Annotated in this window: 18 protein-coding genes and 2 tRNA genes; 15 read left to right on the forward strand and 5 right to left on the reverse strand. The window is 58.5% G+C overall.

All coding sequences use genetic code 11. The annotated features are described in order from the left end of the window. The first annotated feature begins 74 nt into the window (after positions 1-74). From HU767_RS14260 to ychF, 8 genes are all read left to right on the forward strand, one after another. Positions 75-1799: a tetratricopeptide repeat protein gene (locus tag HU767_RS14260; protein WP_186705005.1), complete on the forward strand. Its 1725-nt coding sequence runs from the start codon at positions 75-77 to the stop codon at positions 1797-1799. A 4-nt stretch (positions 1800-1803) separates the two neighbouring features. Beyond that, positions 1804-2421 carry a lipoprotein insertase outer membrane protein LolB gene (gene lolB, locus HU767_RS14265; RefSeq protein WP_186705004.1) on the forward strand — a complete coding sequence of 206 codons (618 nt, stop codon included), beginning with the start codon at positions 1804-1806 and terminating at the stop codon, positions 2419-2421. A gap of 1 nt (position 2422) precedes the next feature. Continuing rightward, on the forward strand, positions 2423-3274 hold the full coding sequence (ispE, locus tag HU767_RS14270) for a 4-(cytidine 5'-diphospho)-2-C-methyl-D-erythritol kinase (protein ID WP_186705003.1): 852 nt from the start codon (positions 2423-2425) through the stop codon (positions 3272-3274). Between the two features lie 37 nt (positions 3275-3311). Continuing rightward, a tRNA-Gln gene (locus tag HU767_RS14275) sits at positions 3312-3386 on the forward strand. A gap of 47 nt (positions 3387-3433) precedes the next feature. Further along, positions 3434-4375 carry a ribose-phosphate pyrophosphokinase gene (locus tag HU767_RS14280; protein ID WP_003171603.1) on the forward strand — a complete coding sequence of 314 codons (942 nt, stop codon included), beginning with the start codon at positions 3434-3436 and terminating at the stop codon, positions 4373-4375. A gap of 140 nt (positions 4376-4515) precedes the next feature. Further along, positions 4516-5118 carry a 50S ribosomal protein L25/general stress protein Ctc gene (locus tag HU767_RS14285; protein WP_060740648.1) on the forward strand — a complete coding sequence of 201 codons (603 nt, stop codon included), beginning with the start codon at positions 4516-4518 and terminating at the stop codon, positions 5116-5118. A gap of 166 nt (positions 5119-5284) precedes the next feature. Then, entirely contained in the window at positions 5285-5869 is a 585-nt protein-coding gene (gene pth / locus HU767_RS14290; RefSeq protein WP_003185374.1) for an aminoacyl-tRNA hydrolase, read from the forward strand. A gap of 22 nt (positions 5870-5891) precedes the next feature. Further along, positions 5892-6992, forward strand: coding sequence for a redox-regulated ATPase YchF (ychF, locus tag HU767_RS14295; RefSeq protein WP_060740647.1), 1101 nt, complete (start codon positions 5892-5894; stop codon positions 6990-6992). Positions 6993-7086: 94 nt separating this feature from the next. On the opposite strand, the gene HU767_RS14300 is transcribed toward ychF, so the two are convergent. The 5 genes from HU767_RS14300 to HU767_RS14315 all read right to left on the reverse strand — a co-directional run bounded on the left by HU767_RS14300 (position 7087) and on the right by HU767_RS14315 (position 12251). Next, on the reverse strand, positions 7087-9150 hold the full coding sequence (locus HU767_RS14300; protein WP_186729792.1) for a calcium-binding protein: 2064 nt from the start codon (positions 9148-9150) through the stop codon (positions 7087-7089). A gap of 288 nt (positions 9151-9438) precedes the next feature. After that, positions 9439-9816, reverse strand: coding sequence for a c-type cytochrome (locus HU767_RS28825; protein ID WP_346343467.1), 378 nt, complete (start codon positions 9814-9816; stop codon positions 9439-9441). After that, the gene (locus tag HU767_RS14305) at positions 9816-10403 is read right to left on the reverse strand and encodes a hypothetical protein (RefSeq protein WP_186705001.1); all 588 of its coding nucleotides are present in this window, start codon (positions 10401-10403) and stop codon (positions 9816-9818) included. Before HU767_RS14305 ends, HU767_RS28825 begins: the two co-directional genes overlap by 1 nt. A 4-nt stretch (positions 10404-10407) precedes the next feature. Further along, positions 10408-10851, reverse strand: a complete 444-nt coding sequence (locus HU767_RS14310; RefSeq protein WP_186729793.1) for a DUF3592 domain-containing protein — start codon at positions 10849-10851, stop codon at positions 10408-10410. Between the two features lie 182 nt (positions 10852-11033). Continuing rightward, positions 11034-12251, reverse strand: coding sequence for an MFS transporter (locus HU767_RS14315; RefSeq protein WP_186704999.1), 1218 nt, complete (start codon positions 12249-12251; stop codon positions 11034-11036). Positions 12252-12580: 329 nt separating this feature from the next. Between HU767_RS14315 and HU767_RS14320 the strand changes: the two genes are divergently transcribed. The 7 genes from HU767_RS14320 to ggt all read left to right on the forward strand — a co-directional run bounded on the left by HU767_RS14320 (position 12581) and on the right by ggt (position 21421). Continuing rightward, positions 12581-14638 carry a methyl-accepting chemotaxis protein gene (locus HU767_RS14320; protein ID WP_186729794.1) on the forward strand — a complete coding sequence of 686 codons (2058 nt, stop codon included), beginning with the start codon at positions 12581-12583 and terminating at the stop codon, positions 14636-14638. Between the two features lie 103 nt (positions 14639-14741). Further along, positions 14742-14818, forward strand: a tRNA-Met gene (locus HU767_RS14325). 680 nt (positions 14819-15498) lie between these two features. Continuing rightward, complete coding sequence (locus tag HU767_RS14330; protein ID WP_052311126.1) at positions 15499-16359, forward strand: hypothetical protein; 861 nt, start codon at positions 15499-15501, stop codon at positions 16357-16359. Positions 16360-16522: 163 nt separating this feature from the next. Further along, positions 16523-16720 carry a hypothetical protein gene (locus HU767_RS14335; protein WP_186729795.1) on the forward strand — a complete coding sequence of 66 codons (198 nt, stop codon included), beginning with the start codon at positions 16523-16525 and terminating at the stop codon, positions 16718-16720. A 647-nt stretch (positions 16721-17367) separates the two neighbouring features. Then, positions 17368-17652: a hypothetical protein gene (locus HU767_RS14340; RefSeq protein WP_189674332.1), complete on the forward strand. Its 285-nt coding sequence runs from the start codon at positions 17368-17370 to the stop codon at positions 17650-17652. A 329-nt stretch (positions 17653-17981) separates the two neighbouring features. Further along, positions 17982-19136, forward strand: coding sequence for a Fic family protein (locus tag HU767_RS14345; RefSeq protein WP_186729796.1), 1155 nt, complete (start codon positions 17982-17984; stop codon positions 19134-19136). Positions 19137-19567: 431 nt separating this feature from the next. Beyond that, positions 19568-21421, forward strand: coding sequence for a gamma-glutamyltransferase (gene ggt / locus HU767_RS14350; RefSeq protein ID WP_186729797.1), 1854 nt, complete (start codon positions 19568-19570; stop codon positions 21419-21421). Positions 21422-21428 lie beyond the last annotated feature (7 nt).

A 21428-nucleotide genomic window follows, 5' to 3' on the forward strand; every position in this document is an offset into this window, starting at 1 on the left:
CGACGGGGCGGTTATGTTTGCCCCAAGGCTTGTGTCATGATGATCCGACCGCAGGTTAGTCGTCCTCTTCCTATATGAATAGATCTTCCGCGTTGCTCCTCGCTCTCGCCGTGCTCAGCGGCTGCCAGTCCATGGCCCCCGTTTCGACGGACGGTACGCCGCCCGTCGAAGACAGCGTGCAGGCCCCTGAAAAACCCAAGGTCTACGGCTCCTTCAGCGAAGAAACCATCTTCAGCCTGTTGAGCGCCGAACTGGCAGGCCAGCGCAATCGCTTCGACATTGCGCTGGACAACTACGTGACCCAGGCCATCAATACCCAGGACCCGGGCATCTCCGAGCGGGCATTTCGCATTGCCGAATACCTGGGCGCCGACCAACCCGCGCTCGATACGGCGCTGATCTGGGCCAGGAATGCCCCGGACGACCTCGAAGCGCAGCGCGCCGCCGCCGTGCAACTGGCCCGGGCCGGGCGCTACGACGACTCCATGGTGTATATGGAGAAAGTCCTGCTGGGCAAGGGCGACACTCATTTCGATTTCCTGGCGCTGTCCGCCGCCGACACCGACCAGGAAACCCGCAACGGCCTGATGAAAAGCTTCGATCGCCTGTTGCAGCGCCACCCGAACAACGGCCAGCTGATTTTCGGCAAGGCCCTGCTGCTGCAACAGGATGGTGACGCCCAGGGTGCCCTCACCCTGCTGGAAGACAACCCGCCGGAAGCCGGCGAAGTGGCGCCGATCCTGTTACGGGCACGCCTGCTGCAAGGCTTGAACCGTGGCGACGAAGCGCTGCCGCTGCTGCAAAAAAGCATCAAGAAGTATCCGGACGACAAGCGCCTGCGCCTCACCTACGCCCGCATGCTGGTGGAAAACAACCGCATGGACGACGCCAAGGTGGAGTTCTCCAGCTTGGTCCAGCAATACCCGGAAGACGACGAGTTGCGCTATTCCCTGGCGCTGGTCTGCCTGGAAGCCAAGGCCTGGGAAGAGGCCAAGGGTTACCTGGAAGACCTGATCGCCCGGGAAAGCCATGTCGACTCGGCCCACCTGAACCTGGGTCGCATCGCCGAGGAACGCAACGACCCCGAGAGCGCACTGATCGAGTACGCCCAGGTCGGCCCGGGCAACGATTATCTGCCGGCACAGTTGCGCCAGGCCGATATCCTGATCAGCAATGGCAAGACCGCCGATGCCCAGAGTCGCCTCGCCGTACAACGTGACTCCCAGCCCGACTACGGGATCCAGCTGTACCTGATCGAAGCCGAAACCCTGTCGGCCAACAATCAGGGCGACAAGGCCTGGAACGTACTGCAACAAGCCTTGAAGCAATACCCGGACGATCTGAACCTGTTGTATACCCGCGCCATGCTGGCGGAAAAACGCAATGACCTGGCCCAGATGGAAAAAGACCTGCGCCTGATCATCCAGCGCGATCCGGACAACGCCATGGCCCTTAACGCCCTGGGCTATACGTTGTCGGATCGCACCACCCGCTACGACGAGGCCAAGCTGCTGATCGAACAGGCCCACCAGATCAATCCGGAAGACCCGGCGGTACTCGACAGCCTTGGCTGGGTGAATTACCGCCTGGGCAATCTCGACGAAGCCGAACGCCTGTTGCGCCAGGCCCTGGAGCGCTTTCCCGACCAGGAAGTCGCCGCGCACCTGGGCGAGGTCCTGTGGGCCAACGGCAAACAACGCGAAGCCCGGCAGATCTGGAGCCGATTCCTCAAGGATCAGCCCGACAGCCCTATCTTGCGCAGCACCATCAAACGCCTGACCGGATCCGAGACTCTTTAAGATTATGTTTTTGCGCCATCTCATCGTGTTCAGCTTCATTGCCCTGCTCGCCGGTTGCGCGGGCTTCGGCGCCCGTGAATCCGTCCAAGGCCAGGGCAACCAGGCCCAGTGGCGCGAGCACAAGCAGCAACTGAGCGGCCTGGACGGCTGGCAGATCGACGGCAAGATCGGCATCCGCGCCCCGAAAGACTCGGGCAGTGGCACGCTGTTCTGGCTGCAACGCCAGGACTACTACGATATTCGCCTGTCGGGCCCGCTGGGTCGTGGTGCGGCCCGCCTGACCGGCCGACCGGGCCAGGTTTCGCTGGAAGTCGCCAACCAGGGGCGCTACGAGGCGCCCAGCCCCGAAGCGCTGCTGGAAGAACAACTGGGCTGGAAACTGCCGGTTTCCCACCTGACCTGGTGGGTTCGTGGATTGCCGGCACCGGACAGTAAAAGTCGCCTGACACTCGACGCCGACAGCCGCCTGTCCAACCTGGAACAGGACGACTGGCAGATCGAATACCTCAGTTATGCCCAGCAGAACGGCTACTGGCTGCCCGAACGCATCAAGCTGCACGGCAGCAACCTCGACGTCACACTGGTGATCAAGCAATGGCAGCCGCGCAAGCTGGGGCAATGACATGACCGCTGCACGCCTGACCCTGCCCTCTCCGGCCAAGCTAAACCTGATGCTGCACATCCTCGGTCGCCGCCCGGACGGCTACCACGAGTTGCAGACAATTTTTCAGTTCCTGGACTACGGCGACGAGCTCACCTTTGCCGTGCGCGACGACGGCGTGATTCGCCTGCACACCGAATTCGAAGGCGTCCCCCACGACAGCAACCTGATCGTCAAGGCCGCGCAAAAACTCCAGGCACAATCCGGTTGCGCGCTAGGCATCGATATCTGGATCGAAAAAATCCTGCCCATGGGCGGCGGCATCGGTGGCGGCAGCTCGAATGCGGCGACGACTTTACTGGGCCTCAATCACTTGTGGCAGTTGGACTGGGACATCGATCGCCTCGCGGCGCTGGGCCTTTCCCTGGGCGCCGACGTGCCGGTTTTCGTGCGTGGCCACGCCGCTTTTGCCGAAGGCGTTGGGGAAAAACTCACCCCAGTGGAACCCGAAGAACCCTGGTACGTGGTGCTGGTGCCGCAAGTCTCTGTAAGTACAGCAGAAATTTTTTCAGATCCACTGTTGACACGTAACTCTCCTCCCATTAAAGTGCGCCCCGTTCCCAAGGGAAACAGTCGAAATGACTGCTTACCGGTGGTAGCAAGGCGTTATCCAGATGTTCGTAACGCTTTGAATTTGTTAGGTAAATTTACCGAAGCAAAACTCACCGGAACTGGAAGTTGTGTGTTTGGGGGCTTCCCAAGCAAAGCTGAAGCTGATAAAGTCTCGGCCCTTCTGACAGAGACCCTTACAGGGTTTGTAGCAAAAGGAAGCAACGTTTCGATGTTGCATCGCAAGCTGCAAGACCTGCTCTAAAAGGAATCGAGTGCTGGGCACTCGCAGCAACAGATACAGGGGCGTCGCCAAGCGGTAAGGCAGCAGGTTTTGATCCTGCCATGCGTTGGTTCGAATCCAGCCGCCCCTGCCATTTTCCTATACTCATCCAGGTATACCCTCAGCCTTCAGGTACTGCGCGTGTCCAAGATGATGGTCTTTACGGGGAACGCTAACCCCGATCTGGCTCGGCGTGTCGTACGTCAGCTGCATATCCCTCTCGGTGACATTTCTGTCGGTAAGTTCTCCGACGGCGAAATCACTGCCGAGATCAATGAAAACGTTCGCGGTAAAGACGTCTTCATTATTCAGCCGACTTGCGCTCCGACCAACGATAACCTGATGGAACTCGTCGTGATGGCTGATGCCTTCCGCCGTTCCTCGGCTACTCGTATCACTGCTGTTATTCCTTACTTTGGTTATGCCCGTCAGGATCGCCGTCCGCGTTCCGCACGTGTGGCGATCAGCGCGAAAGTCGTGGCTGATATGCTGACCGTAGTCGGCATCGACCGTGTCCTCACGGTTGATTTGCATGCTGACCAGATCCAGGGTTTCTTCGATATCCCCGTGGATAACATCTACGGTTCCCCGGTCCTGGTGGATGATATTGAAGATCAGCGCTTCGAAAACCTGATGATCGTGTCCCCGGACATTGGTGGCGTCGTGCGTGCACGGGCTGTTGCCAAATCCCTGGGAGTGGATCTGGGTATCATCGACAAACGCCGTGAGAAAGCCAATCACTCCGAAGTGATGCATATCATCGGCGACGTCGAAGGGCGCACCTGTATCCTGGTCGATGACATGGTCGATACCGCCGGCACCCTGTGCCACGCGGCCAAGGCCCTGAAAGAGCATGGCGCTGCCAAGGTCTTTGCCTACTGCACACACCCTGTGCTGTCGGGTCGAGCGATCGAGAACATTGAAAATTCCGTGCTGGACGAGCTGGTGGTGACCAACACCATCCCGCTGTCCGCTGCAGCACAAGCCTGTGCGCGTATCCGCCAACTGGATATCGCACCGGTAGTTGCCGAAGCGGTTCGCCGCATCAGCAATGAAGAATCGATCAGTGCGATGTTCCGTTAAGGGCCCTGCCCTTTCCAGAAGATCTCGTTGACGAAAAGCGCCCCGCCCCAACACTCATGTTGGGGCGGGGCTTTTTTGCCCATACCGCTTTGGCGTCGGTCGCAGACGTCATTCGGAAATGGCTATTTTGGAGATACAACATGAACGATTTTACTCTGAATGCTGAAGTGCGTTCCGACCTGGGGAAAGGTGCGAGCCGCCGCCTGCGTCGTCTCGCAAGCCTGGTTCCAGCTGTAGTCTACGGTGGCGACAAAGCCCCTGAGTCCATCAGCATGCTGGCCAAAGAAGTTGCCAAACTGCTCGAAAACGAAGCGGCCTACAGCCACATCATCGAGCTGAACGTTGGCGGCACCAAGCAAAACGTTGTGATCAAAGCCCTGCAGCGTCACCCGGCCAAAGGCCACGTGATGCACGCTGACTTCGTCCGCGTTGTTGCCGGTCAGAAGCTGACTGCTGTTGTTCCAGTGCACTTCATCAACGAAGCTGCCCCGGTCAAGAAAGGCGGCGAGATCTCGCACGTGACTTCCGAGCTGGAAGTGTCCTGCCTGCCGAAAGACCTGCCTGAATTCATCGAAGTCGACCTGGCTGACGCCGAAGTCGGCACGATCATTCACCTGTCCGACCTCAAGGCCCCTAAAGGCGTTGAGTTTGTTGCTCTGGCACACGGCGATGACAAGGCTGTTGCCAACGTCCACGCTCCACGTGTTGCTCCAGAAGCCACTGAAGAAGGCGCTGCAGAGTAATTTCACTCTGTCGCCGGAGTGACCGGAAACATCGCGGACTGGAACGTAGCGAGACAGCGGGCGAGAACGCGAAGTTTACTTAACGGTAGATCCGCCATTTTCGTCCACTGTCGCAACAACGCCTGATTGCGACATTGTTATCCACACTCCAGGAAGGGCCCCTATCGTGACTGCCATTAAACTGATCGTTGGCCTGGGAAATCCAGGCGCTGAATACGAACAGACCCGGCATAACGCAGGGGCCCTTTTTGTTGAGCGCATCGCGCACGCACAAGGCGTCAGCCTGGCTGCCGATCGCAAGTATTTCGGCCTGACCGGGCGCTTCTCGCACCAGGGTCAGGATGTTCGCCTGTTGATTCCCACCACCTATATGAACCGCAGCGGCCAGGCCGTGGCGGCATTGGCCGGTTTCTTCCGCATCAAGCCTGAAGAAATCCTGGTGGCCCACGACGAACTCGACCTGCCTCCGGGCGTTGCCAAGCTCAAGCAAGGCGGCGGCCATGGCGGTCACAACGGCTTGCGCGACATCATCGCGCAACTGGGTAATCAGAATACCTTTCACCGCCTGCGGCTCGGCATCGGCCACCCGGGCGTTGCCAGTATGGTTTCAAACTTTGTCCTGGGTCGTGCGCCTCGCGCCGAACAGGAAAAACTCGATGCCAGCATCGACTTTGCCCTCGGCGTGCTGCCGGATATCCTCGCCGGTGAATGGAACCGTGCGATGAAAAACCTGCACAGCCAGAAGGCCTGACACTTATCCGAGGGGAAACACCATGGGATTCAATTGCGGCATCGTCGGCCTGCCTAACGTCGGCAAGTCCACCCTGTTCAACGCCCTGACCAAATCCGGTATCGCGGCCGAGAACTTCCCCTTCTGCACCATCGAGCCGAACAGCGGCATCGTACCGATGCCCGATCCGCGCCTGGAAGCCTTGGCGGCGATCGTCAACCCCAAGCGCATCCTGCCGACCACCATGGAATTCGTCGACATCGCCGGCCTCGTGGCCGGTGCGTCGAAAGGTGAAGGCCTGGGTAACAAGTTTTTGGCCAACATCCGTGAAACCGATGCCATCGCCCACGTCGTGCGCTGCTTCGAAGACGAGAACGTGATTCACGTCTCCAACAGCGTCGACCCGAAACGCGACATCGAAATCATCGACCTGGAACTGATTTTCGCCGACCTCGACAGCTGTGAAAAACAACTGCAGAAAGTCGCCCGTAACGCCAAGGGCGGCGACAAGGACGCGGTTGTCCAGAAAGGCCTGCTGGAGCAGTTGATCGCCCACTTCACCGAAGGCAAGCCTGCGCGTAGCCTGATGAAGAACATGAGCACTGACGAGAAGCTGGTGATCAAGGGCTTCCACCTGCTGACCACCAAGCCGGTCATGTACATCGCCAACGTCGCTGAAGACGGTTTCGAGAACAACCCGCACCTGGACGTGGTCAAGGCCATTGCCGAAGAAGAAGGCGCCATGGTCGTGCCGGTCTGCAACAAGATCGAAGCGGAAATCGCCGAGCTGGACGACGGTGAAGAGAAGGACATGTTCCTCGAGGCCCTGGGCCTGGAAGAGCCCGGCCTGAACCGCGTGATCCGCGCGGGCTACGAGATGCTCCACCTGCAGACCTACTTCACCGCCGGTGTCGAAGAAGTCCGCGCCTGGACTGTGCGTGTCGGTGCTACCGCACCGCAAGCCGCTGGCGTGATCCACACCGACTTCGAGAAAGGCTTCATTCGCGCCGAAGTCATCGCCTACTCGGATTTCATCCAGTACAAGGGCGAAGCGGGCGCCAAGGAAGCGGGTAAATGGCGTTTGGAAGGCAAGGAATACATCGTCAAGGATGGTGATGTGATGCACTTCCGTTTCAACGTCTGACGCTTTTTCATATCAGGTCATTGGGGGCGATCAACGTCCTCAGACCCCATCGCGTGGCAGCTACTCGCTGCCGCGCGACCTTCTGGAGCCGACGTCAGGTCAATAGATGCCCTGGATCGGCCTCGGGCGCTACCCCGATCAGCCCTATCTCGGCGTCGGGAGCAAAGATCATGTCATTCTCATCAAGGCTTTCTCGCCAGTCCCCAGCAAGCGCGACCTGGAATCGGTGGCCTTGTGCATCCGCCTCCACATCCCTCAGGTAAGTGCGGTCCAGTTCGTTGTTATAAACCATCTCCAGCGTAGTGCCCGTACCCTCTCCGAAGCCGGTATAGCCCAGGGCCGATACATCGATCTTGTCGTCAACGGTAAAGCCTTCTATAAGATCGGCAAAGCTATGGCTGTCCGTACGATAGCTGTCCTCGGTAGAGAGATAGCGGAACACGTCGGCGTTTTCACGGTTATCTGTCCACAACGAAATGTCGGCTCTATCTCCGCCGTTGAGACGGTCTGCGCCCGCGCCACCGATGATGACATCAGCGCCAGCACCGCCGTTGATACGGTCATTGCCGTCCAGGCCATAGATGATTTCCGACAAGGCAGAACCGGTAATCGTATCTTTACCAGACGTCCCTTCGACAGTGGGTGCGGTGAACACCACGTTAGAGCTGTCCAATTGCCCCGACAGGTTGCCATCCAAGATCAGTTCAAACCGTTGTCCAGAGGCATCCGCGTCGTAGTTCTTGAGGTAGGTGCGAGTGCCGTCTGAGCTCGCCATGACAGCCAAGGTGCCGCCATGGCCGTCGCCAATGCCAGTGAAGCCCAGGCCAATCAGATCGATGCGGTCCTGAGAGGCGTCGAAGTCCATGACCCGGTCGCTGTTGTTTTGCGTGGTCGTGCGGAAACTGTCGTTCAGTTCGGTGAAGCGGAAAATGTCAGCGCCAGCGCCGCCCTGCAGAACGTCGCGTCCGCCGTTGCCTTGGAGCACATCATCACCCGCCAAGCCGTGGATGATTTCAGCGGCATCGCTCCCCTGCAGGATTTCTTCGCCGGCGTATCCGTCCACATGGAGCTTGCCATCCTGGCTGCCGAAGCCGGTATCCACACTGCCATCCGCGTTCAAACGGATGACGCTGAAATCTCCGTTGCTCGTGCCAGCGGCGAGGATCTTGCCATCGTCTTGTACCGTCAACGCCACAGGCGTGTCGGCCTCGAAGGTCACCCTACCCTTGGAGCCAAAGCTGGCATCGAAGGAGCCATCAGCGTTAAGCCGCGCGACAGTAGCCAAAGTATCGTCTTCGCCATGACCCATCACGATGATCTTGCCGTCAGCCTGTACCGTGACCACGGAGTCTTCGCCAAAACCCATGGCAGCGTTCAAAGAGAGGACACCATCATCACCAAAACGGGTATCCAGCTGACCGTCGGGGTTGAAGCGCTGCAGGGTGTACGTCGGATCACCCACGCCGGCGGCATTGTATGCAGCCCCGACCACAACACTTCCATCTGCCTGCACCGCGGTAGAAATCCCTCCGTTGTAGTAAGCGTCTTCGGGAATCTTGACAGTCAGCACGCCATGTTCGCCAAAGCCTTCGACGAAAGTGCCGTCATTGCCGATCCTTGTCACTGTGGCCTGATCAAATCCACGGGCGCTGACCTGGAATGTGCCATCCGTATTCGCCGTCAGGTCGATGTCCTTGAAGTCGTGGCTGATGTCGACCGTAATAGCGCCATTTTGGCCAAAGCTGGCATCGCGCGTCCCGTCGCTGTTGAAGCGCTCCACCTGTACGCCGGTGTTCAACGCAACGGCGACAAGCACCTTGCCATCGGTCTGCACCGCCGTCAGCTCGTAGCGCGACGCCGGGGCTATCGCAGCAGGTACGATGTCGATGCCACCTTCATGGAAGCTGGTGTCCAGGCTACCATCGGCGTTTAGCCGGACAACGGAATGCTTCTGTTCGTAACCGTAGCTTTCTTCGCCTGGCGCTCCGGGGTATCCCCATGCCAGGTACTCGGTATAGCCTCCAACCAATATCTTGCCGTCCGGTTGGATAATGATGCTCTGGTTATTATCGAGCTGGCCGGTGAGGTCGACCTGGACAGTGCCCGGGCCAGTTATCACGGTATGGGTATTTGCCATCGTGCTATCGCTGGTTGCCATGGGTTAATCCTTTAACGGGTGTTGGATTCGTCACTCTAGTAGAGCAGTAAGGATTTGCACGCCGCCCCAGCGTTGGCACGAGCAGAGTTCGACCGGTGGTTTGTGGAAGCCGAAGGAAAGGGGCGCTTCCGCTTTAACGTCTGAGTTGCATAAGACGGTGTCAGTGATGGTGATGGTGATGGTGATGGTGATGGTGATGGTGTGTATATCCGTTATTCAGGTAACGGATATACACACAAATCCTGCGACACTCACAAGATAAACAGCACGCAGCAAAAGTCTAAAAAATCACCGGCCTTTAAAAATCACGCCACGCATATATACATTCAAATCGCGAAAGTCCCTAACCCCCCAATCAAACGGCACCAACTTCACACCATTCTCTTTCAACGTCCTGGGAATCAAGTCCCCATTGGGTCGAAGTATTACCGACGACACAATAACCCCCGGATAAACCCTAAGGCGCTCCTTGAAAGCCGAAGTCGTAAGATCAGGCGTAGGAGGATTGCTCTTATGAGCCAAAGGCCCCGTCCCCTTGAGGTCCACCCCATGGCACATCACACATCGCTGCAAATAGATATTTTTCCCATTGGCATTATCCGCAAAGGACAGCGATGTTTGAATCAGCGACAAAATCCCTAGCGAAGCAATGACTGACATTCTCACTAGAACAGGTAACCCATATAGATCGCCGCACCACCACCGGCCTGCAACCCAGCATTCACACCCGCCATGACCACCGCCCCCTTGGCCGAGCGCGCCAGTTGCCGGTTGACCGTGGTCGCCGCAATGAGCGAAGTCGCCGGGTTGGCGCTCAAGGCCACCGATAACGCCAGCAACTTGGGGTCGAGCCCGAACAGCAGGGCCGTGGCCGAACCGCCGACCACCAGGCCCACGCCCACCTCGGTATACATGCAAGGACCCGTGATGTCGTCGCTGGTCAGGTCGCGATTGACCAAGGCGTCGCTGACAAACACCTTGCCGGTGCTGGGAAACGCCTCCGCCGCACCGGCCGCAGCCACACCCTTGCCCTTGATCTGGATATTGATCTTGCCGAAGCGTGGCAGCCTTGCGCCAAACCCGACACCCACGCCAACACCGCCATAGCGATAGCTGACGTCCTCGCCCTGGGGCGAACGCAGGATAATCGAGCCGCCACTGCCCGCCACCATGACCACGGTCAGACCGCCACCGCTGGCGGTCTGGTACTGCCAGCGACTTTCATTGACCGGGAGAGGGATGTTGTAGCTCATACGTTCAAAGTCCTTTATGTGAATGAACCGCACCGCGGCTGCGTTGACGGAAAGCTTTTAGCAGGCCGACAAGGGTGAACACCAAACCGATGAACCCCAGCACCCCGGAGGTCCCCCACAGTGCTGACGGGGAATCGACGATGGCGCTGCCAGCCGGCTGCTCGGGCAAGTAGTGCACGCGCACCGGTTGGTCTTTCTGGTAACCGAAGATAAAACCGCCCTGGGGATAGGAAATTTTTTCGCCGCTGACGGTGGTGAAGGCGATTTCAGGATGCGAACCACCAGCATTCAAATGGCTGACGATGCCATCGGCGGTCTGTGCCTGGGCGAGAAAGTCGCGTCGATCAAGGGTGAGGTTGACGGCAATGCCCAACAAGCCAACGCCAATCAGAGAAAAAAGCAGGCCCAGCAGTAGGGTCCCGATGCGTGACGGGGTGTCGTTAGCCATGGCTTGTCCCGGTATTCGTCCATGAAAGAAGGCGGCGAGAATAACAAAAAGCCAGGCTATGGCGTATCACTGGATTTGAATGCAGGGCTACGGTGTTGGGTCAGTTTGAAATGATGCTGGAGATACCGACGCCTTCGCGAGCAAGCTCGCTCCCACAATGGTTTTTCGTTGTTCGCAAACACTCAAGCCTTCCGGGTCCTCGGCAAGAAAATCGCCAACACCCCGAGCAACGGCAGGAACGAGCACAGCCAGTACACATACTCGATGCCACGGATGTCCGCCAGGTGCCCCAGCAACGCGGCGCCAATCCCACCGAAACCAAACATCAGCCCGAAGAACACGCCGGCGATCATCCCGACGTTGCCCGGCACCAGTTCCTGGGCGTACACGACGATGGCCGAGAACGCCGAGGCCAGGACGAAACCGATGACCATGCTGAGGATGCTGGTCCACAGCAGGTCTACGTGAGGCAGGATCAGGGTGAACGGTGCCACGCCGAGGATCGAGAACCAGATCACCGCCTTGCGCCCGATCCTGTCGCCAATCGGCCCGCCAAAAAAGGTCCCCGCCGCCACCGCGCCGAGAAACAGGAACAGGTGCAACTGCGAAGAGGCCACCGACAGGTCAAACTTCTCGATCAGGTAGAACGTGAAGTAGCTGGTAAAACTGGCCATATAGAAGTACTTGGAAAACACCAGCAGCCCCAGCACCACCAGGGCACTCAAGACTCGGCCCTTGGACAACCCATGAGTGGCCGCCTGGCCTTGCTTGAGCTTGAACAGGTTCAGGTGGTTGGCGTACCAGCGGCTGATGCGGTACAGCACGTACAACGCAAACAGGGCGAACAGCCCGAACCAGGCCACATTGCCCTGCCCGTAGGGAATGATGATCGCCGCCGCCAGCAGCGGGCCGAAGGCGGAGCCGGCATTACCGCCCACCTGGAACGTCGATTGCGCCAGCCCGTAGCGGCCACCCGAGGCCAGTCGCGCCACCCGCGACGCTTCCGGGTGGAAGGTCGACGAACCAATGCCGATCAACGCAGCCGCCAACAGGATCAGGGCAAAACTGCCGACCATGGACATCATCACAATGCCGATCAGCGTGCACACCGTCCCGGCCGGCAACAGCCACGGCTTGGGGTGCCGGTCGGTGTGATAGCCGACCCATGGCTGCAACAAAGATGCGGTCAACTGGAACGTCAGCGTGATCAAGCCAACTTGGGTGAAGGTCAGGCCATAGCTGTCCTTGAGCATTGGATAGATCGACGGCAGCACCGCCTGGATCAAGTCATTGATCAAGTGCGCCAGCGCCACGGCGCCGATGATGCGCATGACCAACGGGCTGCTTTGCGCCGGAGCGGCAACGGCCGAGGTGTCGGCCTGGGTATTGCTGATAGCCATGGGGTTTCCATACGACAGAGGGTGCACACGGGCAGGTGCGTCAATGTGCCATTTTTCGGTGCGACAAGGCTATCCCCTTAGCTTGCTATCGACCTTGAAAAATTGTCGAATTCCAAGGTGATAGCCCAACGCCATGGTCTGAATCTTGCCTTGTTAATGAGCTACAACGCGGCTCCTTACAAAGGGGACCGAGAATGGGAAGTTTCGCTACAGAGCTGGCCTACCGAGCCGATTTGGACAAACTTTCGAGGCCTTTTAAAAGGGCACCCGTTTTAGCACTGTGTAAAAACGCACAGAAACAGTGCAGGGGTGTTCAGGGGAGTATGGGCATGCAGGCTTTTCTATCACCGGGAATCAGGTTGTTGGGGCGTTTCGGCTTCGCCCGCAAATTCCAATTGCTGTTCCTGCTATTTATCCTGCCGCTCATGGGCAGCCTGTGGCTCATCGGCCAGGATTATCGCGACAAACTCAGCCTGATTTCCGGGGAACGCGCCGGGGTGCGCCAATTGCTGGCCCTGGATAACCTCGACAACCTGCTCACCGCCCAGCGCAACCGCGCCGCCCGCTGGCGTGCCACCGAGACCAATCGGCAGCCGACACCCGCGACGCTGGCCGCCATGGCGGCGTACGATGCAGTGCAACCGGCCCTCAACCAGGCCGCCAGTGACCTGGCCTCTACCCTGCAAACCGCAGGGGCCGAAGCCGACACCCTCGCCCGTTATCAAACCCTGCAAACCAGCCTCAACGGCCTGGATTCGAAAAGCCTGGGCAGCGTGGGTTGGTGGCCGGATGGCTATGACCGCTTCACCGCAGCGCTCAGCGCCCTGCAAGCGTTGCGCGAACAAATGGTCATGGATAACCGCCTGACCCTCGCCTCCTGGCTGGAGACTTATCTGTTGACTCAGATTTCCACCCAGCAGACGCCGGACCTGATCGAACGGGTCGGCCGTCTGGCCAGCGTCGGCCAGGCCTCCGTGGTGTCGGGCCAATTCACCTTGCAGAGCCGCCTGCAACTGCGGGACCTGCGCAGCCGTATCGGCGACGCCCGGGATCAACTGGTCAAGACCGGAACATTGCTGGAAACCCGCCTGCCCAGCGACCTGCAGACGTGGGCTGGACAATTCCAAGGCAGCCTCAAGCACTTGGATGCCGGCCTCAAAGTCCTGGATGACGGCGTGTTCGGCGGCGCCATCAATCTGAAGCCGGAAGACTTCGAAAAACACATGGATGCCCTCCTCGCCGACCTGGCGACCCTGCGGCAACAATCGCTGGGGGCGCTGGATACGCGACTGGACCACTACTACGGCTCGGCGATTCGCCAGTTCATCCTGGTCGCGATGGTCCTCGGTTGCCTGCTGCTGGCCGCGCTGTATCTTTTTGTCTGCCTGCAAGCGTCGATCCGGCGCAGCGCCAGCGGTATCACCTTACTGGCCGAGGCCCTGCGCGACGGCAATCTCAGCTTGCAAGTACCGGTGCAAGGGCGCGATGAACTGGCGGCGATCAGCACCGCCCTCAACGTCGCCGTGGTGCAGTTGCGCAACAGCCTGCTGGGGGTGGATCACGAGACGTTGCAGTTGAGCAACGCCGTGCGCACCCTCAATACACACTCCAGCGGCGCCCTGGGAGAAGTCGAGGCCCAGCAAATACAGATCAGCCAGATCGCCGCCGCCGCGACGCAACTGGCCGCCACCTCCCAAGGCGTGGCAAAGAGCTGTGAACAAGCTTCCGACAGCGCCCAGCAAACCCGGCGCATCGCCGCCGACAGCAGCCGCGACAGCCAGCGCACCACGGCGAGTATCCAGCAGCTCAACCAACGGCTCAACGAAACCGCCGCCGCACTGGGGCGGGTCAGCGAACAGGGGCAACAGATCCAACTGGTGGTCGATACCATTCGTGGCGTCGCCGAGCAGACCAATCTCCTGGCCCTCAATGCCGCTATCGAAGCGGCTCGCGCCGGCGAACAAGGCCGCGGTTTCGCGGTGGTCGCCGATGAAGTGCGCAGCCTGTCGCAACGCACCCAGTCCTCCACGCAACAAATTGCCGGCACCGTCGACAGCCTGCGCGCCACGGTCAACGAAGCCGTCAGCCTGATGGAAGCCGCCTGCGGCCAAGCCCAGACCGACGCCCAAGCCGTCACTGGCCTCGGCGAGCGACTGGGCGAAATTGCCAGCGCCGTGCAAAGCGTCACCGACACCCTGGCGCAAATCGCCACCGCCGTGGATGAACAAGCCAGCACCGCCGATGAAGTCAGCGGCAACATCCAACAGGTCGACCAGGCGGCCATGCGCTTGCTCGAAGGCGCACGGGCCGTGAACGTGGCGGCCGATACCTTGAGCCAGGGAAGCCAGGCCTTGAGTGCCAACACAGGGAGATTTCAGCTCGGCTGACGGGGATTTGCAGCGAGGATTGTTAAGCGGTTGAAAGCGCAGAGAAATATTTCAGATTTACGCTTGACACATCTTCGTTACCGGCGAATAATGCGCGCCACTTGGCTACATAGCTCAGTTGGTTAGAGCATAGCATTCATAATGCTGGGGTCCGGGGTTCAAGTCCCTGTGTAGCCACCAAGTACCGATCCATAGATGTCTACAGCAGTCTATGAATCACCTCAAGAAGCCCGCCTCGTGCGGGCTTTCTTGTTTCTGGCTACCTCCCTCTGTATCTCACTTTGAGGGCGAACCAAATCACAGAATTTTTCTCGCGCTCATCACCGCCGGCGTGTTGCGCGGTTGCTTCAGTACACCGGTCGACCAAGCGTCAGCGAAAAAAGTGCCAGCAGCCAGAACGTTTGCGTTTCAGTCTGACGCTTCGGTCGCCTGGCCATCCAATGCCCCTCTAAAACCAACCCCATGAATGAGCCTTCGCGCACTGCTTCACGCACGATCGTCACGCCCCCAGGAGCGCGCGAAATCCCTGCGGGAGCGAGCGGCGCAGCGCTGGTACGCAGACCGGTACACACACGCCGATGCGTGCCGGCCGCAAATTCGCACTGAGGTTCGCCCCTCCTACGCGAAGCTGGTGCGAACCCGGCCATTGGCTACCAGACTGGTTCCCGTTGACAGTTACCATTGCAAGCAATTGCCAGTTACTGGTTTCCACTGAGGTTTCCAAGGTATTGCAGTGGTTTCCACTGGCAACCTGGCCAGTTGCCGAACAAACCCACGGAGGTGGCGCGGCGAGCTTGCAGGTCCTTCACAAAAGCCGACGAACGCGTAGGATCAAGATGCGCAAACCGGAGGGCGCTCTAATGAAATTGATCATGGACTTCAAGGCAGACTGGCACGACACACTCAAGGAGATCATGAGCCAGGAATGGGGGATGGACACAACAGGGCTTACTACAGACGTCCCCGTTCATTACTTCAACGCAGCACAAAGACGCATATCCGCGAGACCTAGGACGCTACTCGTGTCGGATACCTTCCAGTGCCCCGCAGAACACCAGGCTGGCTGGAACCTAATTCAGCAAAAAGTGAAAGATGGTCAAGATCTAACCTCGCACCTGAGCAAACTTATCGAAAATACGACAAAAACAGATCTGATGCTGAACGACTGGGGGGTTTACCACTTACACCTCGGAACTCAGATCAAAAACGGTTTTGTCGAAAGGGCAGGCCCTTTGCTCTTCGCCAGAATCACTGACGAGTATTTTTATGCGATAGATGTTTATGATCATCGTTCGTGGACGAACAGCGAAATAGTCGAAACCGTTCATCGCAACTGGCCCGAGTCAGTTGCTCGTTGGGTTATGCAAGGCGTGAAAGGCGGAAGGCTCACCGATGAGGAGCGAGCAGCGCTGAGGAAAATCCACGCCAACGCCTTCTTTCTTACCGAAGATGACACCACATACGGCCCGCTTGGCGGCGGCACGGTGGCGTCGGGGCACAATATATTCTCAGTTATCCAAATGGATATCGAGCATGATCGCCTTGAGTGCTTGGAGCGTCGGCTGGTTGAAATTACCGATGAGGTGATGCCAGAGCTCAAAAAAGCTGGTTACAAGGACGCGGTAGAAGTGACTGCCAAGCTCGTTCTAACAGAAGGGTTTTACGCTGCTTTCTTTCCTGAATACCGACTCCTGGTGAATTTCTATCCCCGCACCGCTTGAGCGATAGCCTGCCGATCTCAAGTGTTTGAATGACTTCGAACATTTTGACCACCCTTTTACGGAATGTGAGACACACATGAAACGAAACCCACACCGGGTGGGCGTCCGAGGCTTATCCCACTCGAGGGCTGTCAAAGGCCTCACACCCCTGACAATTCTCCAGATGCCGGTGCTACGCTTCTCGAAATACGGTGCCGCGGTTGAGGAGCGTTTCAACTGGGTGGAGCAACGCGGACCTGCAGATATCGCGACCAATGTAGGAGCCGCACTCGAAACTCTCGACGACAACTTGGTGTTTATTCGCCAGGGCATTGCTGAGCTGACCGTCGCCGGCAGCCTGGGCAGTCGTGACGCACGCTAAAATTCTGGACTGGCTCTGGACGGCTGGAAAGGCCGCAGTTCACCCAGCTCGGCCCATGGGCCAAAGCTAGCAAGGGCTGGCGGGGGCTTGAGTAGGCGGCCGGAAGCTACCTCGCCCAGAAACAGGGACGAGCGGCGACAGTCCCTTGAGGGACAAGTGGCCCACCGCCGAACCAGGCAAACACGGCCATAATCCTTGACCAGCCTTGACGGAGCCTTGACGAAATTCTTGACAGGTCTTGACGGATTTATCTGGCGATACCAGTAGTTGGAACGCTGGAAGCCACGCAGGGCAAAGCTTTTCGGGCATACGCGCAGCTAGGCCAGGACCATTCTGGTCAAAAATTTAAGAGGCAGTTGTCGAGGTGACTTGCCCGATCAATATCCAGGCCCACGCTGACGGGATGAGGCGGAGAGATGCCTGACCAAATAAATCCCTAGCGCGCCAACCAATTCTAGACAGGCATTAGACGGATTCCAGCCGGTAGAATGCCGCTCCGTGGCCTGGCAGCCTTGTAGTGCACGGCTTCCAGCGGTGACAGGACGGAGAACCGCTGCTGACCTGTCTAATGTTTTGTGAGCGCCCAGCCTCCTGATAGCACGTCGGAGTAGGTAGCGGAGAACTACCTGGATTTGGGGTAGTTACGCGTGAGCGCTGATAAACATCTGCAGACCATCCGCTGGCGTCAATCAGGTCCAGCGCCAGCATCCCGCGAGCAGGAGGACAGCGCCGTGTCTGTGATCGATTGCGATTACCTACCAACCGAAAAGGTGAAGATACCCGCCGAGCTGGCGCTGCTGATCATCAGAAAGGCCAACGCCATGGCGGCAACATTCGAGGAACAGGCGCTCGACCAACTGACCGAGGACGCGCGACGAGCACTCAGGCAAGGAACAGCCCAGCGGAAGCTCATCAGGGAAATGCCTCTGTGATCGACGACAACGAGCTGCCGGCTTTCTGGTGGCTCCATGGTGGTCAGCGCATCACGCTCGGCAGCCCTGGATGATTCGCCATATGATTCTGTCAGCGCCTCGTTTACGAAAAGGGTCTATCCGTTCGCTCCGTTCATTTTTGATCAACGGGCTCGCAACCGTCCATGAATCACCATTTTTCCAGTTAGCATTTCGCCTGATTTTACATAGGTAAATATGGAATTTAAGATAATGCTAACCTCACTATTCGGCTTTGGGCCAGGTGACACGGGCGTCAACCGCCAGCAGTTTTCAGATAATCCATAACGCCTTTTGAGATAGTTATTATCATGGCTGAGTTTTTCCATCACGACCTAGCGCTGCTCAATCCATCCTTTGACTCTGACCTAGTAGATGTCTTGAGCGAACTGGAGCACCTTCGTCGACTGAGACTCGAAGGCGATACGCCACCACAGGTGTTCTACCAGCTCAAGTCATTGTTCCATGCCTTGGAAAGCCTCGGCTCGGCGCGCATTGAGGGCAACCACACAACCTTGGCGGACTACATTGAGAGCAAAGTAGAAGGCAAGGCGCAGGACACTGATCAGTTGCGGGAGGTGGCAAACATTGAGAAAGCAATGGATTACATCGAGCAGATCATGGAGCCGGGCGCAGTACTGACCGAGCAAACGATTCGAGAGCTACACGCGATGACCGTCGACGACCTTCAGCGCGAAGGAGACAAAACGCCAGGCGCCTACCGCAGCGGCGGGGTTCAGATTTCACAGTCTGATCACCTGCCGCCCGACTTCATCCAAGTTCAGGCGTACATGGAGGAGCTCGTCGACTTTGTGAATAGGGAGGATTCCCCTAAATATGACCTGATGAAAGTCGCGCTGGCGCACCATAGATTTGGATGGATACACCCGTTCGGTAATGGCAATGGCCGCGTGGTCAGGCTGCTCACCTACGCGCTGCTGATGAAATATGGTTTCAACGTCAGCACCGGCGGTCGCGTCTTGAATCCTACAGCCGTGTTCTGCAACGACCGCGAGCGCTATTACGCGATGCTTGCAACAGCCGACAAGGGAACAAAGGAGGGGCTGGAAGAATGGTGTACTTATGTGCTGGAAGGCGTTCGCGATGAGCTTGAAAAGGTCGACCGTCTTACGAATTATTCTTACCTAACCAAATGCATACTCGTCCCTGCTGTCGCGTTTGCACGGGAACGAGAGTGGATCACCGAGACGGAGGAGCTGGTGCTCTCGGCGGCAATAAAACTGAAGATAGTGAAATCTGCAGATGTGGCAGCCGTACTCCCCCAGCAGTCGAATAATCAACGGACCTACCTGATAAAAAAACTGGTGGATCAAGGAATGCTTTTACCGCTTAACCCAGGAGCGAGGCAGTACACGATTGGATTCTCCAACAATTATCTGATTCGGGGAGTCATCAAGTCGCTCAGGGAGCAAGGCTTCATACCTGAGCCCCTAGAGAACCCCTGAGCATCCACTACGACTGGCAGTAATCCGGTCGTGGCTGTCTTGGCCATTCACCGTTTTGAGACGCCGTTTGTCGGCCCGTGATTGCACCCTCCCCGCTGCCATACCTAGATGAGCGGGAAGGGAAAAAACATCCCAGCAGACAGCACCCTGCATACCCGCGTGTATCCCATAAAAAAAAATCAAAATACACAGCCACTTAGATAACCAGTTCAATTGCCTATGTAGCCACCAAGTACTAAAAACGGCCTATCGAAAGATAGGCCGTTTTTTTATGCCTTGAAAAAACACCCGTTCTTTCAGGATTTGTTTACGCCCCTATGATCAGGGACAGGCCGGAAAATTAAAGCGACACTGGGCGTTGCTCAGCCTCGTGTCGATTTGCGCCACACGCCTCCCATCGCTACAGTCGAGCTCTATCTCCCAGTCCACGGATGGAGCGACACGTGCTTACAGATCTGAAACCGAACCTTCATCGCCTGTCAGCCGTTTCGTTGCTGGCTGTCGCCCTGACACTCGTCGCCTGTAAGGCCCCGCCCTCCTCCACCGCCACACCAGCATTGCCCGCCCCGCCGGAAATCACGTCCGGCTACCGCACCGACGTACAGACGCGTTACGCCGACAAGCACATGGCGGCCGCGGCCAACCCGCTGGCGGCCGAAGCCGGGCGGGAGATGTTGCGGCGCGGCGGCTCGGCCATCGACGCGGCGATTGCGATGCAAGCGGTGCTGACCCTCGTGGAGCCGCAATCCTCGGGCATTGGCGGTGGCGCGTTCATTGTGCTGTGGGATGGCAAGGCCGTGCGCACTTACGACGGTCGCGAAACGGCACCGGCCGGCGCCACCGAAAGACTTTTCCTGCAAGCCGACGGCAAACCCATGCCGTTTACCGCCGCCCAAATTGGCGGCCGTTCCGTAGGCACTCCCGGGGTGTTGCGTGGACTGGAACTGGCCCACCGTAAACATGGGCGCCTGCAATGGGCGACGTTGTTCGAACCGGCCATTGCGTTGGCCGAACAAGGCTTCGCGATTTCGCCCAGGCTGCATTCATTGATCGCGACCGACCCGTCTTTGCCGGGCTCGCCGGACATGGCGGCATACTTTCTCAATGCCGATGGCAGTCCGAAGGCAGTTGGCACCATCCTGAAAAACCCGGCATTGGCAGGGGTGCTCAAGCGCATCGCCAACGAAGGTCCCGATGCGTTGTACAAAGGGCCGGTTGCCGAGGAGATCGTCGCCAAGGTGCAGGGTCACGCCAACCCCGGCAGCCTTTCGCTGAACGACCTCCAGGGCTACACCGCACGGGAGCGGCCCGCGTTGTGCACCGACTACAAGCGCTGGCAAATCTGCGGCATGCCACCACCGTCTTCGGGCGGGGTTGCCGTGGCACAGATCCTCGGGACGTTGCAGGCCCTGGAACAGCGCGACAGCAATGCCGCCCTCGCCCCCTTGAAACCCCTCAAGACCGATAAACCCGCCGGCATTGAACCCTCTCCCGAAGCGGTGCACCTGATCGCCGAAGCCGAGCGCCTGGCCTACGCCGACCGCGCCCAATACATCGCCGACCCGAATTTTGTAGCCGTGCCACTCAACGGACTGGTAAATCAAGGTTACCTGGCCAGCCGAGCCAGCCTGATCGGCCCTCGTAGCATGGGTGTCGCCAAGCCCGGCACACCACCGGGCATCCAGGTAGCCTACGCCCCGGACCGTTCACCGTTGCGTATTTCCACCTCGCAAGTGGTGGCGGTGGATGACCAGGGTGGTGCGGTGTCCATGACCACGACGGTGGAGTCGGCGTTCGGCTCGCACCTGATGGTCCAGGGTTTCATGCTCAACAACCAGATGACTGATTTCTCGTTCATCCCTGAAGAAAACGGGCAAAAAGTCGCCAACCGCGTCGAACCCGGCAAACGCCCGCGCTCATCCATGGCGCCGACACTGATCTTCGATCATCAAGGTAGACTGCTGGCCGCTGTCGGCTCCCCCGGCGGCTCGCAGATCATCGAATACGTCGCCAAGTCAGTGATCGGCCTGCTGGATTGGAACCTGGATCCGCAAACCGCCATCAACCTCCCCAACTTCGGCAGCCGCAATGGCCCCACCGAACTGGAGAAAGGACAGTTCAGCCCGACGCTGGTCCAGGCGCTGAAAGACAAGGGCCACACGGTGAGCGAAATCGACATGAACAGCGGCACCCAGGCTATTGTCCGGGTGCGTGATGCTCAGGGGAAAACCTCACTGGCCGGCGGTGCGGATCCGCGACGGGAAGGCGCAGCGCTGGGGGATTGAGTACTCG

It is taken from the genome of Pseudomonas sp. SWRI179 (genome assembly GCF_014268705.1).
GTDB classification, from domain to species: domain Bacteria; phylum Pseudomonadota; class Gammaproteobacteria; order Pseudomonadales; family Pseudomonadaceae; genus Aquipseudomonas; species Aquipseudomonas zanjanensis.

Bases quoted from the DNA above. Each gene is read 5' to 3' on its own strand.
- HU767_RS14320 (WP_186729794.1), top strand. From the start codon at position 12,581: ATGCAGGCTTTTCTATCACCGGGAATCAGGTTGTTGGGGCGTTTCGGC.
- HU767_RS14315 (WP_186704999.1), bottom strand. From the start codon at position 12,251: ATGGCTATCAGCAATACCCAGGCCGACACCTCGGCCGTTGCCGCTCCG.
- HU767_RS14335 (WP_186729795.1), top strand. From the start codon at position 16,523: ATGCCGGTGCTACGCTTCTCGAAATACGGTGCCGCGGTTGAGGAGCGT.
- ggt (WP_186729797.1), top strand. From the start codon at position 19,568: ATGGAGCGACACGTGCTTACAGATCTGAAACCGAACCTTCATCGCCTG.
- HU767_RS14285 (WP_060740648.1), top strand. From the start codon at position 4,516: ATGAACGATTTTACTCTGAATGCTGAAGTGCGTTCCGACCTGGGGAAA.
- HU767_RS14305 (WP_186705001.1), bottom strand. From the start codon at position 10,403: ATGAGCTACAACATCCCTCTCCCGGTCAATGAAAGTCGCTGGCAGTAC.
- lolB (WP_186705004.1), top strand. From the start codon at position 1,804: ATGTTTTTGCGCCATCTCATCGTGTTCAGCTTCATTGCCCTGCTCGCC.
- HU767_RS14300 (WP_186729792.1), bottom strand. From the start codon at position 9,150: ATGGCAACCAGCGATAGCACGATGGCAAATACCCATACCGTGATAACT.
- ychF (WP_060740647.1), top strand. From the start codon at position 5,892: ATGGGATTCAATTGCGGCATCGTCGGCCTGCCTAACGTCGGCAAGTCC.
- HU767_RS14345 (WP_186729796.1), top strand. From the start codon at position 17,982: ATGGCTGAGTTTTTCCATCACGACCTAGCGCTGCTCAATCCATCCTTT.
- HU767_RS14310 (WP_186729793.1), bottom strand. From the start codon at position 10,851: ATGGCTAACGACACCCCGTCACGCATCGGGACCCTACTGCTGGGCCTG.
- HU767_RS14330 (WP_052311126.1), top strand. From the start codon at position 15,499: ATGAAATTGATCATGGACTTCAAGGCAGACTGGCACGACACACTCAAG.
- HU767_RS14260 (WP_186705005.1), top strand. From the start codon at position 75: ATGAATAGATCTTCCGCGTTGCTCCTCGCTCTCGCCGTGCTCAGCGGC.
- ispE (WP_186705003.1), top strand. From the start codon at position 2,423: ATGACCGCTGCACGCCTGACCCTGCCCTCTCCGGCCAAGCTAAACCTG.